The sequence below is a fragment of the Zoogloea sp. GW822-FHT05C07 genome (assembly GCF_058800215.1).
Genome location: NZ_CM179510.1, coordinates 3691196 through 3705804 on the forward strand (window position 1 = coordinate 3691196; position 14609 = coordinate 3705804).

11 protein-coding genes are annotated in these 14609 nt (G+C 68.6%); 7 read left to right on the top strand and 4 right to left on the bottom strand.

What is annotated here, in order from left to right:
• The first annotated feature begins 74 nt into the window (after positions 1–74).
• The gene (locus AC3QL2_RS17090; RefSeq protein ID WP_493235013.1) at positions 75–1559 is read left to right on the top strand and encodes a malonyl-CoA decarboxylase; all 1485 of its coding nucleotides are present in this window, start codon (positions 75–77) and stop codon (positions 1557–1559) included.
• 27 nt (positions 1560–1586) lie between these two features.
• On the opposite strand, the gene AC3QL2_RS17095 is transcribed toward AC3QL2_RS17090, so the two are convergent.
• Positions 1587–2711: a GNAT family N-acetyltransferase gene (locus AC3QL2_RS17095; RefSeq protein WP_493235014.1), complete on the bottom strand. Its 1125-nt coding sequence runs from the start codon at positions 2709–2711 to the stop codon at positions 1587–1589.
• A 112-nt stretch (positions 2712–2823) separates the two neighbouring features.
• Here AC3QL2_RS17095 and AC3QL2_RS17100 point away from each other — a divergent pair, with 112 nt between their 5' ends.
• The 3 genes from AC3QL2_RS17100 to gltX all read left to right on the top strand — a co-directional run bounded on the left by AC3QL2_RS17100 (position 2824) and on the right by gltX (position 6331).
• Complete coding sequence (locus tag AC3QL2_RS17100) at positions 2824–4443, top strand: NAD+ synthase (RefSeq protein ID WP_493235016.1); 1620 nt, start codon at positions 2824–2826, stop codon at positions 4441–4443.
• Positions 4444–4510: 67 nt separating this feature from the next.
• Positions 4511–4849 carry a P-II family nitrogen regulator gene (locus AC3QL2_RS17105; RefSeq protein WP_079432897.1) on the top strand — a complete coding sequence of 113 codons (339 nt, stop codon included), beginning with the start codon at positions 4511–4513 and terminating at the stop codon, positions 4847–4849.
• A gap of 84 nt (positions 4850–4933) precedes the next feature.
• Positions 4934–6331: a glutamate--tRNA ligase gene (gene gltX / locus AC3QL2_RS17110; RefSeq protein ID WP_493235017.1), complete on the top strand. Its 1398-nt coding sequence runs from the start codon at positions 4934–4936 to the stop codon at positions 6329–6331.
• Between the two features lie 133 nt (positions 6332–6464).
• On the opposite strand, the gene AC3QL2_RS17115 is transcribed toward gltX, so the two are convergent.
• Positions 6465–7295 carry an outer membrane lipoprotein gene (locus AC3QL2_RS17115; RefSeq protein ID WP_493235019.1) on the bottom strand — a complete coding sequence of 277 codons (831 nt, stop codon included), beginning with the start codon at positions 7293–7295 and terminating at the stop codon, positions 6465–6467.
• A 91-nt stretch (positions 7296–7386) separates the two neighbouring features.
• Positions 7387–9303 (bottom strand): bifunctional tRNA (5-methylaminomethyl-2-thiouridine)(34)-methyltransferase MnmC2/FAD-dependent 5-carboxymethylaminomethyl-2-thiouridine(34) oxidoreductase MnmC1, encoded by a 1917-nt coding sequence (mnmC, locus tag AC3QL2_RS17120; protein WP_493235020.1) that lies wholly within the window; start codon positions 9301–9303, stop codon positions 7387–7389.
• A gap of 222 nt (positions 9304–9525) precedes the next feature.
• Here mnmC and pepN point away from each other — a divergent pair, with 222 nt between their 5' ends.
• On the top strand, positions 9526–12216 hold the full coding sequence (gene pepN, locus AC3QL2_RS17125; RefSeq protein ID WP_493235022.1) for an aminopeptidase N: 2691 nt from the start codon (positions 9526–9528) through the stop codon (positions 12214–12216).
• Between the two features lie 146 nt (positions 12217–12362).
• Here the strand turns inward: pepN and AC3QL2_RS17130 are convergent, their stop codons facing one another.
• Positions 12363–13166: a hypothetical protein gene (locus AC3QL2_RS17130; RefSeq protein WP_493235023.1), complete on the bottom strand. Its 804-nt coding sequence runs from the start codon at positions 13164–13166 to the stop codon at positions 12363–12365.
• Between the two features lie 129 nt (positions 13167–13295).
• Here AC3QL2_RS17130 and AC3QL2_RS17135 point away from each other — a divergent pair, with 129 nt between their 5' ends.
• A complete protein-coding gene (locus AC3QL2_RS17135; RefSeq protein WP_493235025.1) occupies positions 13296–13946 on the top strand; it encodes a DedA family protein in 651 nt (216 codons plus the stop codon).
• A 9-nt stretch (positions 13947–13955) separates the two neighbouring features.
• A complete protein-coding gene (gene purN / locus AC3QL2_RS17140) occupies positions 13956–14603 on the top strand; it encodes a phosphoribosylglycinamide formyltransferase (protein WP_493235026.1) in 648 nt (215 codons plus the stop codon).
• The last annotated feature ends 6 nt before the right edge of the window (positions 14604–14609 follow it).

Sequence of the window (14609 nt, forward strand, 5' to 3'; positions counted from 1 at the left end):
CGGGCCTTGCCTGCCACGCAGGCGCGGGCAGGCAAGGCCCGAGTGCAGGGATTCGTTCGAGGAAGGAGACGGCAATGGGATCACCGGACAACAATGTGGCGGAAGGCGGCCGCGGGCTGGGCGCCTCGATGGCGGGGCTGTGGCGGCGCCTGGTACGCGGGCGGGAAGAGGCGCAGGCGCCGGTTCCGCAGGCCGAGGCCGTGCCGGCCCGCAGCTGGCGGCGTGTCGAGGATCTGTTGACGGCGGCGGCCGGCGACTACGACGGCGAGGCCCGCGCCCGTGAGCGCATGGGGCATTTGCTGGCCTTTTACCTGGCCGCCGGCGACGACGACCGGCGCGCCTTTCTGGGGCGTCTGGAGGCGGATTACGGGCCGGTGGAGGTGGACGTCCGGCGCGCCATCGAGGCCTACATGACGGCCGCCAGCCCGGCCGAGCGGGCCCGCGCCGAAGGGCGCCTGAGCGCCAGCCTGGAGTCGCCGCGGCTGCGCATCCTGCGCCAGTTCAACCTGCTGCCCCACGGCGTGCATGCGCTGGTGGACCTGCGCGCCGACCTGCTGCGCCTAGGCGTGGATGCCTGTCCGGGGCTCGACCAGGATCTGCTGCACCTGTTCGTCAATTGGTTCGATGCGGGCTTTCTGGAGCTGCAGCGGGTGGGCTGGGAGTCGCCGGCGTCGCTGCTCGAAAAGCTGATCCGCTACGAGGCGGTGCATGAGATCAAGTCGTGGAGCGACCTGCGCAACCGGCTGGATTCCGACCGCCGCTGCTACGCCTTCTTCCATGGCCGCATGCCGTCGGAGCCGCTGATCTTCGTCGAGGTGGCGCTGGTGTGCGACATCGCCGACAAGGTGCAGACCCTGCTCGACGAGAGCCAGCCGACCCTCGACCCGGAAGCGGCGACCACCGCGATCTTCTATTCCATCTCCAATGCGCAGAGCGGCCTGCGTGGCGTGAGCATGGGCGAGTTCCTGATCAAGCGGGTCGTGCAGCAACTGTTGCAGGAGTTTCCGCGCCTGCGCAGCTTCGCGACCTTGTCGCCGGTGCCGGGCTTCAACCGCTGGCTGGACAAGCGCCTGGCCGAGCCGGCTTATGTGGCGCGCATCCCGGCCGATGTCGGCACGCTGCTGGATGGCACCGGCAAGAGCGGCGTCGCCGCGGTGCTCGACTGTGTCGGTGCCGAGATCGCCGGCAGCCAGTCGCCGTCGGCATCGCTGCAGGCCTGGCTGAAGGGCGAATGCACGTATTACCTGACTCGCGAGAAGAGCGGCAAGCATCCCCTCGACCCGGTCGGGCGCTTCCATTTCTCCAACGGCGCCAGCCTCGGCCGCATCAACTGGCTGGGCGACGTGTCGGCGCGGGGGCTGCGCCAGTCCTGCGGCCTGATGGTGAACTACCTCTACAAGCTGAAAGACATCGAGGGCAACCACCAGGCCTATGCCCGCGAAGGCGCGCTGGCGCTGGCCTTCGACGTAGAGCGCCACCTTGACGCGGCCGTCGAGGCGCGGAAGGAGCCGCGTGCGGGGCGGACGCCCCGGGCCAGAAAGGAGCCCGCCGAGTCCTGAGCGGGGCTTGATTCCGTCGACCGGGGCTCAGCTCCGGTCGCGGAAGGGCAGGCGTTCCGACAGCTCGTCCAGGTAGGCGTCCATTCCCCCCCGTTCCTGGGCCAGGAAGCGCGCCACCGCGTCGCGGAAGCGCGGGTCGGCGATCCAGTGGGCGGAGGTGGTGCGCACCGGCTCCAGCCCGCGGGACAGCTTGTGCTCGCCCTGGGCGCCGCCTTCGAAGCGGGCCAGGCCTTCGCGGATCGCGTAGTCGATGGCCTGGTAGTAACAGGTCTCGAAGTGCAGGCAGGGCACGAACTCGACGGCGCCCCAGTAGCGCCCGTAGAGGGCGTCCGCGTCGCGCAGGAAGAAGCTGGCCGCGAGCGGTGTACCGGCCCGCTCGGCGATCATCAGCACGCAGGCGTCTGGGTTCCGCTGTCCGAGGGCGGTGAAGAAGGCCGGGTTCAGGTAGGGCGTGGAGGCGTGTTCGGCGTAGGTGCGGCGGTAGCAGGCGTGGAAGAAGGCCCACTCCTTGGCACCGATCTCCTGGCCGCGCAGGATGCGGAAGTCGATGCCGGCATCCATTACCTTGCGCCGCTCCTGGCGGATCTTCTTGCGCTTGGGCTGGGCCAGCTGGGCCAGGAAGTCGTCGAAGTCCCGGTAGCCGGCATTGCGCCAGTGGAACTGCACGCCGTGGCGGATTTCCAGCCCGGCTTCCGCCAGCCACGCGCTTTCCTCGTCGGTGGGGAACAGCACATGCAGGGATGAGGCGCCTGACGCGCGCACCTCGTCGAGCAGCAGGGCCAGCAGCAGGCGGCGGGCTGCTTCGTTGTGGCCGAGGATGCGCCGGCCCGGCACCGGCGTGAAGGGCACGGCGGCCAGCCATTTTGGGTAGTAGTCGAGGCCGTGGCGCTGGTAGGCGTCGGCCCAGGCCCAGTCGAACACGTATTCGCCGTAGGAATGGCTCTTCAGGTACAGGGGCATCGCAGCGAGCAGCCGCTCGCCTTCCCACAGGGCCGCGTGGCGTGGCCCCCAGCCGGAGCGGGGCGTCACACAGGCGCTGTCTTCCAGCGCGGACAGGAAGGCATGGGACAGACTGGGTTGTTCGCCGGCGAGGGCGTCCCATTGGTCGGCGGGGATTTCGGTGAGGGCTGGATGCAGGCGGAAAGTCGGCATGAAAGGCTCCGGAGCGCGTGGCGGCAGCATACAAGCACGGAGCGGGCCTGTGGCTGCCCGTGCGGCGGGCGGCGGCTTCGTGGCAGGCGGCTTCGGGGTTATAGTGTCGCCCATGAAAACCCCTCTTACCGTCGCTGTCGCCCAGCTCAATAGTGTCGTGGGCGACCTCTCCGGCAATGCGCGCCGGATCCTGGATGCGGTGACCCGGGCCAAGGCTGCGGGCGCCGACGTGGTGCTGACCCCCGAGCTGGCCCTGTGCGGCTATCCGGCCGAAGACCTGCTGCTGCGGCCGGCCTTCCTCGAGGCCTGCGCCGACACGCTGGCCGAGCTGGCCGTCGAGGTGCGCGGCATCACGGCGCTGGTCGGCTACCCGGCAGTGGCCGACGGCAAGCGCTACAACGCCGCCGCGGTGATCCAGGACGGCCGCGTCGTCGCCACCTATTTCAAGCATCGTCTGCCCAACTACGAGGTGTTCGACGAAGAGCGCTACTTCGAGGCCGGCACCGAGGCGTGTGTCTTTGATCTGAAGGGCGTCAAGGTCGGCGTCAATATCTGCGCCGACGTGTGGGAGTCCGGCGCTGCCGACGTGGCCCGCGGGGCCGGGGCCGAGGTGCTGCTGGTCCTCAACGCGTCGCCCTTCCACATGAACAAGCAGGCGCTGCGCTACGAGGTTCTGCGCGAGCGCATCGCCGATACCGGCCTGCCGGTGGTGTATTGCAACCTGGTCGGTGGGCAGGATGAGCTGGTCTTCGACGGCGGCTCCTTCGCCCTCGACCGGGACGGCACGCTGGCCTGGCAGGGCAAGGTCTTCGCCGAGGAACTCCACCTGCTGCCGTTTGCCGACGGCGCCTGGCAGGGCGGCAGCGTGCCAGCGGTGCGTCCGGTCGAGGCCGACGTCTATGAGGCGCTGGTCCTAGGCGTGCGCGATTATCTGGGCAAGAACGGTTTTCCCGGCGCGATCATCGGCCTGTCCGGCGGTGTCGATTCGGCGCTGACGCTGGCGATCGCTGTCGATGCGTTGGGTGCCGAGCGCGTCCGCGCGGTGATGATGCCATCGCCCTACACCGCGCAGATGAGCTTGGACGATTCCCGCGAGATGATCCGCCGCATCGGCGTGCGCTACGACGAGATCGCCATCGAACCGGCGATGCAGACCTTCGCCACGCTGCTGGCGCCGCAGTTTGCCGGTCTGGCGGCGGATACCACCGAGGAGAACCTGCAGGCGCGGATCCGCGGCATGATCCTGATGGCCCTGTCCAACAAGACCGGCTCCATCGTCCTGACCACCGGCAACAAGAGCGAGATGGCCACCGGCTACGCCACGCTGTACGGCGACATGGCCGGCGGTTTCGCGGTCATCAAGGACATCTACAAGACCTTCGTCTATCGCCTGTGCGCCTGGCGCAACGCCCAGCCGGACGGCCCGGTGATCCCCGACAACATCCTGACCCGGCCGCCCTCAGCCGAGCTGAAGCCCGACCAGTGCGACCAGGATTCCCTGCCGCCCTACGAAGTGCTGGACGCGATCATCGCCGCCTACATGGAAGAAGACTTGTCGCCCCACGAGATCGTCGCCCGTGGCTATGCCGAAGCGGAGGTGTATCGCGCGGTCGCCATGCTGCGGCGCAATGAGTACAAGCGCCGCCAGGCGCCGATCGGTATCCGCGTGACCCAGCGCGGCTTCGGCAAGGACTGGCGTTACCCCATCACCTCCCGATACAGGGATGCCTGACAGAGCCCGGCCCGCGGAGGGCCGGATATTCCGGCTAGAATGCCGGACCGTTCCAAGGAGACCGTATATGAAGAAGATCGAAGCCGTCATCAAGCCCTTCAAGCTCGACGAAGTGCGCGAAGCCCTGTCCGAAGTGGGCATCACCGGCCTGACCGTCACCGAGGTGAAGGGTTTCGGTCGCCAGAAGGGCCACACCGAGCTGTACCGCGGCGCCGAATACGTGGTGGATTTTCTGCCGAAGATCAAGATCGAGGTGGTCGTCGCCACCGACGTGCTCGACCAGGCCGTGGATGCCATCATCAAGGCCGCCCGCACCGGCAAGATCGGCGACGGCAAGATTTTCGTGATGCCCGTCGAGCAGGTCGTGCGCATCCGTACCGGCGAGACCAACGAAGCGGCGATCTGATCCCCGCCAGACGGTCGGGAACTTTGGTCCCGACCGTGCGCTGTGCGTAAAATGCCGGGTTTTAAGCTTTCCCGGATTGACGTCATGGCTTCTACCGTCCGTACCCGTTTCGCCCCCAGCCCCACCGGCTTCCTGCATATCGGGGGGGCGCGCACGGCGCTGTTCTCGTGGGCATTTGCGCGCCGCCATGGCGGCACCTTCGTGCTGCGCATCGAGGACACCGACGTGGCCCGCTCCACCCCCGAGGCGGTGCAGGCAATCCTCGACGGCATGAACTGGCTCGGCCTCGAATGGGACGAAGGTCCGTTCTACCAGATGCAGCGCATGGAACGCTACAAGGTGGTCGTCCAGGAAATGCTGGCTGCCGGTACGGCCTACCCGTGCTACATGTCCTCCGAAGAACTCGATGCACTGCGCGAGGCCCAGCGGGCCCGCGGCGAAAAGCCGCGCTACGACGGCCGCTGGCGTCCCGAAGCGGGCAAGGTGCTGCCCCAGCCGCCGGCTGGCGTGGAGCCGGTGATCCGTTTCAGGAACCCCACCGATGGCGTCGTTGCCTGGGACGACCTGGTCAAGGGGCGCATCGAGATTGCCAATGCCGAGATGGACGACCTGATCATCGCTCGTCCGGACGGCACGCCGACCTACAACTTCTGCGTGGTGGTGGACGATTGGGATATGGGCATCACCCAGGTCATTCGCGGTGACGACCACGTGAACAACACGCCGCGCCAGATCAACATCCTCAAGGCACTGGGCGCCGAAGTGCCGCAATACGCCCACCTGTCGATGATCCTCGGCGACGACGGCCAGAAGCTGTCCAAGCGCCACGGCGCGGTCAGCGTCACCCAGTACGACGACGACGGCTACCTGCCGGACGCAGTCATCAACTACCTGGCCCGCCTGGGCTGGAGCCACGGCGACGACGAGATCTTCTCCCGCGCTCAGCTGGTGGAATGGTTCGACCTCGACCACATCACGCCGTCCGCCGCCCAGTTCAACACCGAGAAGCTGAACTGGCTGAACGCCCACTACATCAAGCAGGCCGACAACGGCGTGCTGGCCGCCGACGTGTCCCGCCGCCTGGCCCGCCGCGAGGTGGATCCGGAGGCCGGTCCGGCTCTGGACGCCCTGATCGCGCTGTACAAGGACCGCGTCAGTACGCTCAACGAGCTGGCCGATGCCATCGAGCCCTTCTACACCGACCTGCACGTGGCGCCTGAGTCGCTTGCCCAGCACCTCACCGACGCCGCCCGTACGGCGCTGGCGACGCTGCGTGGCAAGCTGGCCGGAGCGACCTGGGAAAAGGCCGCGCTGAGCGCCGCGATCAAGGAAACCTGCACCGAGCACGGCATGAAGATGCCCCATGTGGCGATCCCGCTGCGCGTGGTGCTGCTCGGCCAGCCGCAGACCCCGTCCATCGACGCGGTGCTGGAAACCATGGGCCGCGAGCTGGTGCTGGCGCGCCTCGACCGGGCGCTGTAATCCCGCGGGAAGCATGGGGCGGTTTTCGCGCCCCCTGAATGCAACGGCCCCCGGCGAGTGCTTCGCCGGGGGCCGTTGTGCTTTGGTCTTTCAGTTTGACGGGAGGTGCTGCGTGGCTCCCGCCGTTGCCGTCTTAAAAGTCGCTGCTGCGGCCCGATGCGGCCTGGCCGGCCCCGACGATCTCGCCGTTGCGGACGCGCACCGCATCACCGACGCGCCAGCTCGGGGCGTTCTGTTCGGTGATCACGCGGCGAGTGCCGTCGTCCATGCGTACGGTGACCTGGTAGTGGCTGACGGTACGGGCGCGACGCTCGACTTCGTTGCCGGCGAAACCGCCGAGCACTGCACCGCCGATACGCGCCAGCTTCTTGCCGGAGCCTTCGCCGACCTGGTTGCCGAGCACGCCGCCGAGGATCGCGCCGCCGACGGCGCCAATACCTGAGCCTTCACCCTTCTGCTGGATCGCCTCGACGTTCTCGATCACGCCGCATTCATGGCAGATGGCCGGCGGTGGGTTTTCGATGACCTTGCGGGCCGGACCGGCGCCGGCCGGCGGGGGCGCCGGCACCGCGTCGGCGGGTGGCGGATTGCTGGCGGTGGCCGGCGTTGTCGAGGCGACCTGGTGTTTGGTGTGTTCCTTAGCGGGCTTGGCGGCCACCCGAGGCGCTTCGTGACGCTCAGCCTGTTTGGGCGCCGGAGCGGGCTCAGCGGCCTGCGGCTGGGCGCTGGCGAGCGGAGCCGGTTCGGTGGCCGGGCTCGGGCTTGCGGTCGGCGCTGCGATGGGCGCCGCTGGCGTCATTGTCGGAGCGCTGGCGACGGTTTCCGGTGCAGCGACTGGCGCGTGGGAGGTGTCGGGCAGCAGGCCGGTCAGTTTGGCAACGCCGGCGAGGCTCAGCACGGTGACGGAGGCAGCTGCCACCCACATCATCGGGTGCAGCGGCGTGCGTGAAGGACTGGTGCTCATGCGTGTTCTCCTCAATGAATGAGGAGATTAACGCCGCAGGCCGGCTGGGGGTGACATCTGCAACCGCCGCTTACAAAAGTCGTGAAAGTCCTTACTCCTCGCCACCCGCACCGGGGCGGGGCGGTTTGAGCAGATAGCGGGCCGGGTCGAGGGCGTCCACCAGCTCGCGCTCCAGCGGCAGCGGATCGCCGTCGAGCTGGCTGGCCAGCAGCTCGCCGATGAGGCTGGCCCACACCAGGCCGCGGGCGCCGAAGCCGGATACCGCAAACAGGCCCGGCTGACGCGGGATGTCGGTGAGGGGCGTGGTCCGTTCGGCATGCGCGACGGCCGGGATGGCGCCGACCATCGGCAGGCGGTCCGGCGAGGCCGGGCGGAAGCCGACACGGCCGCCGAGTTGGGACGGATCGTAGGCTGCGGCGTAGCCGGGCAGGATGAAGTCCAGCTTGGTGAGGTTTTCCCGGTGCTCGGCCTCGCGCAGCTCGGTGCCATCGTCGTCGGCCAGGAATGTGGCGCCGGCGCAGCGCAGGCCGTCCACTTCCGGGCTCACGTAGCCGAGGCGGCACACCACCACGTTCGGCGGGCTGCCGGCCGCGGCGGGCAGGTGGGAAACCTGGCCGCGGGCCGGACGCACCGGCAACGTGGCGGCCTGGGGCAGGGCGCGGATGCCGACACCGTTGGCGAGGATCGCCACCGGGGCGCGGGCGATCTCCGCGCCGGCCGGGTCGAAGGCGATCCACGCGTCGCCCTGGCGTTCGAGGCGCGCCACTTGCTGCCCGAAGCGGGTTTCGACGGCACCGCCAGCGGCCGCGAGGTTGGCGGCGCACAGCGTCGGCGGCTGGATCCAGCCACCCTTGGGGAACCACCAGCCACCCAGCTCCACTGGCCAGCCGACGATTCGGGCGGCTTCGTCCTTGTCCACGAAGCGCAGGTAATCGGTGGGCGGGGTCTGGGTATCCACGACCGCCTTCTGCTTGCCTTCCTGCTTGGCGTCGCGGGCCAGGTGCAGTACGCCGCAGGGCGACCAGTGCGCAGCGTGGCCGGCTTCGGCCAGCGCCTCCAGGTGGTGGCGGCCGTACAGGAAACCGGCGCGGGTGATGCGGGCCAGGCGGTTGTCGTCCAGGCTCGGCAGCGGGCGGAACACGCCGGCCTTGTTGCCGGAAGCGCCGTTGCCGGGGCCGGCGGCCTCGTCGACGACGGTGATGCGCCAGCCGCGGGCAGCCAGGCGCTCGGCGATGGACGTGCCGGCCACGCCGGCGCCGATCACCAGCGCGTGGCGGGGGGGCAACGGTGCTGCGTTCGCCGGGCCTTCGGTGAAGTGGCCGCTCAGCATCTCGTGCTTGCCGTCAAAGCCGGCGCGTTGTTCCAGCGTGAAGCCTGCTTCCTGCAGGCCGCGGCGCACATCGCCGGTCACCGAGCGGGTGGCCAGCGTGGCGCCGGGGGCGGCCAGGCGGGCGAGCTGGGCATAGAGCGCTTGTGACAACAGGTCCGGGTTGTTGGCCGGCGGGAAACTGTCCAGGTAGAAGGCGTCGGCCCGGGCTTCCAGCTGCGGCAGCGTGGTTAGCGCGTCGCCGAAGATCAGCGTCAGCGTGACGCGCCCGGTGTCCAGGTGGATGCGGTGGAAGCCCGGCACCAGCGGTGGCCAGTGGCGGCGCAACTCGTCAGCCAGCGGTGCGAGTTCGGGCCAGGCCTTGTGCAGCTCGGCCAGGTCGTCGGCCTGGAAGGGATGTTTCTCGGTGGAGACGAAGTGCAGGCGCGCGCAGCGGGCTGGGTCATTCCGCCACGCGGCCCAGGTGGCCAGGAAGCTGAGCGCGAGGCCGAAGCCGGCCTCGACGATGGTGAAGCGCTCCCGTCCCTGCCAGCGCGCCGGCAGCGCGTTGCCGGCCAGGAAGACATGCTGCGCCTGGCCGAGGCCGCCGGCGGTGGTGTGATAGACGTCGTCGAAGGCGGGCGAGTCGGGCATGCCGTCGGCGGCACGGACGAGGGTGGCGGGGATCAGCGGCGAGTACATGAAGCGAAGGCTTGCGGCGGCAAGGCGGAAGGCGGATTGGGGCGGAACTTTGGCACCGTTCCGGTCCGCTGTCGAATCTTTCGCCGGCCGACGCGTCTCAGGAAGAAACCGGCCCGGGAACGCCGCCGCGCGCCCTTTCCCGATTCGTCGATTGATACGCCGGCCGTCACGGCCGCCGGGCTAGAATCCCTGCTTTCGCGAAGACAACACTAAGGACATCCAATGCGTACCCCCAACGGCTCACCCATCCGTCGCGAGGCTTACCAGCCGCTCGCCTACGGCGTTGAAACCGTCGACCTGGATTTCGTCCTCGAAGCTCAGGCCACCGTCGTCACCAATCGCATGCGCTGCGTGCGCAATCCGGATGCCGCTGCCGGCCCCATCGTGCTGCTCGGCGACGGCCTGAGCCTGATGTCGGTGCGCATTGACGGTGCCGAGCCGGCGCCCGGCCAACTCCGCGAGACCAGCGACGGCCTGGAGATCGACGTGGATGCGGACAGCGTGGCGCTGGAGATCGTCACGCGCATCGACCCGTCGGCCAACCTGACCCTGTCGGGCCTGTACCAGTCGCGGGGCGGCTACTACACCCAGTGTGAGGCTGAGGGCTTCCGCCGCATCACCTATTTCCCCGACCGTCCGGATGTGATGGCGCGTTACACCGTGCGCCTGGAGGCCGACGCGGCCTTGTGCCCGGTGCTGCTGTCGAACGGCAACCTGCTGGAGACCGGCAGCCTTCCCAACGGCCGCCACTTCGCCCGCTGGGAAGATCCGTTCCTGAAACCGTCTTACCTGTTCGCGCTGGTGGCCGCCGACCTGAAGGCGCTGGAGCGTCGCGTCACCACGATGTCCGGCCGCGAAGTGCTGCTGCAGGTGTGGGTCGAGGCGCGCGACCTGGACCGCGTCGATCACGCGATGGACTCGCTGGTCCACTCGATGCGCTGGGACGAGGAGACCTTCGGGCTGGAGCTCGACCTGGACCGTTTCATGATCGTCGCCGTGTCCGACTTCAACATGGGCGCGATGGAGAACAAGGGTCTCAACATCTTCAACACCAAGTACGTCTTGGCCAACCCGCAGAGCGGCACCGACGTGGATTACGAGAACGTCGAGAGCGTCGTCGCCCACGAGTACTTCCACAACTGGACCGGCAACCGGGTGACCTGTCGCGACTGGTTCCAGCTGACCCTGAAGGAAGGCCTCACAGTCTTCCGCGACCAGCAGTTCTCGGCGGACATGCTGGCCCGCGCGTCGGATTCGCCCGCGGCGGCGGCCTCGGCCCGGGCGGTGACGCGCATCGCCAACGTGCGCGTGCTGCGCAGTGCCCAGTTCCCGGAGGATGCCGGCCCGATGGCCCACCCGATCCGCCCGGACAGCTACCAGGAGATCAACAACTTCTACACCGCCACGGTGTATGAGAAGGGCTCCGAAGTCATCCGCATGCTGCACACCCTGCTCGGCAAGGAGGGTTTCCGCAACGGCATGGATTTGTACTTCTCCTATCACGACGGCCAGGCGGTGACTTGCGACGACTTCGTCGGCTGCATGGCGGAAGCCAACGGTGCGGACCTGGACCTCTTCATGCGCTGGTACAGCCAGGCCGGCACGCCGCGCCTCAAGGCCGAAGGCGTTTTCGATGCGGCCGACGGCAGCTACACGCTGACCCTCAGCCAGCGCACCCCGCACACTCCGGGTCAGGCGGACAAGCTGCCGCTGCACATCCCGGTGGCCATCGGCCTGATCGGCCCGGACGGCAAGGATCTGACGCTGCAGCTGGAAGGCGAGGGCCGTGCCGGCGACGCCACGCGCATCCTCGAGCTGAAGGAGGCCAGCCAGAGCTGGCGCTTCACCGGCCTCGCCGCCGAGCCGGTGCCGTCGATCCTGCGCGGTTTCTCGGCGCCGGTGATCCTCGAGCTCGACGAGGACGACGCGCGGTTGGCCTTCCGCATGGCCCACGACAGCGATCCCTTCAACCGCTGGGACGCCGCCCAGCGCTACATGGAGCGGGTGATCCTGGCACTGGCCGCCGACGCCGCCGCCGGCCGAAAGCTGGACGTGCCGCAGGCCTTCGGCCATGCCTTCCGCGCGCTGCTGGTCAGTGAATCCCTCGACCCGGCCTTCCTTGCCGAGATTCTTGCATTGCCGGCCGAGGCCTATCTGCTCGAACGCATGCCGCAGGCCGACCCGGCGCCGCTGCGCGCCGCGCTGATGCACCTGATGCGCGAGCTGGGCCACGCGATGCAGGCCGATTTCCTCGACCGCTACCTGGATCTGGAAGTGGCCGGTGACTACCGCTACCATCCGGCCGACGCCGGCCAGCGGGCGCTGCGCAACCTGTGCCTGCGCTACCTGACTGCCTGGGGCGGCGCCACTGCCATCGATCTGGCGCAGAAGCAGTTCGAGCACGCCGGCAACATGACCGAGCGCTACGGTGCCCTGGCCGCGCTGGTGCAGAGCGACGCCCCGGCGCGCTTCGCTGCGCTGGCCGCCTTCCATGAGCAATACAAGGACGACGCGCTGGTCCTCGACAAGTGGTTCCTGCTGCAGGCCAGCGCCTGGCGCTGGTCCGACGCGGCGCCGGCCACCCTTGAGCAGGTGCGCGAGTTGATGGGCAACCCGGCCTTCAGCCTGTCCAACCCCAACAAGGTGTACTCGCTGCTGGGCGGCTACTTCCGCGCCAACGCGGCGGAGTTCCACCGGCCCGACGGCGCCGGCTACGCCTTCTGGGTCGAGCAGGTGAAAGCGCTGAACAAGAGCAACCCGCAGGTTGCGGCACGCATGGCCCGTTCGCTGGAAGGCTGGCGCAAGTTCACGCCGGACATCCAGGGGCGCATCCGCGGGGCCTTCGAGACGCTGGCGCAGGAGGAAGGCTTGTCGCCCGACGTGGCGGAGATCGTCGACAAGGCGCTGGCCTGATCGATTTTCGGGAAGGGCTGAAGTCGTGGGGCCGGTTCATTCGCCCCACGGTTTGACGAGTCTTCGCCGGTAGGCGGAAGTGATCGAACTGCCGCCTACCGCTGCGCGAACGGCGGCGGTTTCTGCGAAGGCGCGTTGGCGTGTGCCTACTTGACCGCCGTTGCCGACATGCCGGCGAATTCGAGCACGAGGGCGGCGAGGGCGTCGGACTCGGTCTCGATTTCCGCCGCCAGCGCAGCCTGCTTTTCGGCGATCCACTCCGGGTCTTCGAGATCGTCGGCCCAGCAGAACGGCGCCTGGCTGCCCATGCGCGACAGGCGCTTGCGGCGGACGTCGAGGAGGTGGCTCAGGCGCGTCGTGGCACCCGCCGGGAAGAGGCGCGGGGTGGTAGTCACTTCCCGCTCGATGAACGGGGCCAGAACATTGAGCAGGTCGGCGTTCATGTCCCGGTAGGCGTCGTCCACCTTGCTCCAGTAGTGCTCGGCCAGCGCTTCGTCGGGATGGATTTCCGGGTGCAGGTGGCGCGCCAGGCGCCGCCAGGCGGAACGGCAGCGGGCGACCCGGGCCGGGTCGAGGGGCGGGCGGCCGCCCGGATGACGCTGGCTGTCGGCCAGCACGCGGGTATGGTCGGCTTCCAGGGCCTGCCAGGCCAGCACTTCGGAGGCCACGGCCCGCTCGATGGCGGCCAGGGCCAGGCTGCTCAGCGGCTCGCCGCGGCGCAGCCTGGCCTGGCCGAGTTCGACGCGGCTGCGATAGGCCCGGTGCTCGACCTTGAGGCCCAGCAGGCGGACTTCCAGCTCGCCGAGGCTGGCCTGGTAGCGGGCCAGCAGGTAGGGGCGCTCGAAGCGTTCGAGCCACTCGATGGCTTCGAGGGTGTCGGCGAGGGCGTCGGCCAGCTCATCGGCATCGGCGGCGTCGGAGGATGGGACGGAATTGCGGTCGACGGACATGGCAAGGCTCCGGATGCAGTGCTTTGGCATGCATGATGCAGTGCCGCACGGACACCCCGGATTATGCACCTGTGAGCGGGGCCCGGCGTGCTCCGGTATCATGTCTCACCTTATTTTTGCGGCGCGGAAATGGAACTCCTGACCACCTTCATCGACATCGTCCTGCACCTCGATGTGCATCTGGCAGACCTGGCGAACAACTATGGCACGTGGATTTACGCGATCCTGTTCCTGATCATCTTCTGTGAAACCGGCCTGGTGATCTTCCCCTTCCTGCCGGGCGATTCGCTGCTTTTCGTGGCCGGCGCGCTGGCCGCCACCGGCGGCATGGACATCGGCGTGCTGTGCGCCGTGCTGCTGGCCGCGGCGGTGCTGGGCGACAACACCAACTACTGGATCGGCCACACCATCGGGCCAAAGGTGTTCCGTTGGGAGAATTCCCGCCTTTTCAACCGCCAGGCCTTTGACAAGACCCACGCCTATTTCGAATCCCACGGCGGCAAGACCATCATCATTGCCCGCTTCCTGCCGCTGCTGCGCACCTTCGCGCCCTTCGTGGCCGGTGTGGCGCGCATGACCTACGCGCGTTTCGTGGCCCTCGACTTCCTGGGCGGCGCGATCTGGATCTTCTCGCTGACCTGGCTCGGCTACGGCTTCGGCAACCTGCCGGCCGTCAAGAACAACCTGTCGGCGGTGATCCTCGGCATCATCGCCATCTCGCTGCTGCCGGTTGCCATCGGCTGGCTGCGCGGCCGTTCGGCGGCGCGGGCGGCGAGCTGAGGACTCTTCATGCAGAAAAACATCGTCATCCTGATTTCCGGCCGCGGCAGCAACATGGAGGCCATCGTCGCCGCCGCGATTCCCGGCGCGCGCATCGTCGGCGTCATCGCCAACCGGCCGGATGCGGCCGGCCTCGGCTTCGCGGCCGACCGCGGCATCCCGACGCGGGTCGTCGATCACAAGGCCTACCCGGACCGCGAGGCCTTCGACGCCGCGCTGGCCGACACCATCGATGCGCTGGCGCCCGACCTGGTGGTGCTGGCGGGCTTCATGCGCGTGCTCACCGACGCCTTCGTGAGCCGCTACGCCGGCCGCCTGCTTAACATTCACCCGAGCCTGCTGCCGTCCTTCCCGGGCCTGCACACCCACCGGCGCGCGCTGGAGACCGGCGTGCGCGTGCATGGCACGACGGTCCATTTCGTGACGCCGACCCTCGACTGTGGCCCCATCGTGATCCAGGCCGTCGTGCCGGTGCTGCCGGGCGATGACGAAGCGACGCTGTCCGCCCGGGTGCTGGTGCAGGAGCACCGCATCTACCCGCAGGCGGTGCGCTGGTTCGTCGAGGGGCGCCTGAGCTTCGATGCCGGCGACGGCGTCCGCGTCCGTGACGAACTGGCCGGCCCGACCGGCTGGACGGTGCCGCCGATCGAGGCCTGAGAACCG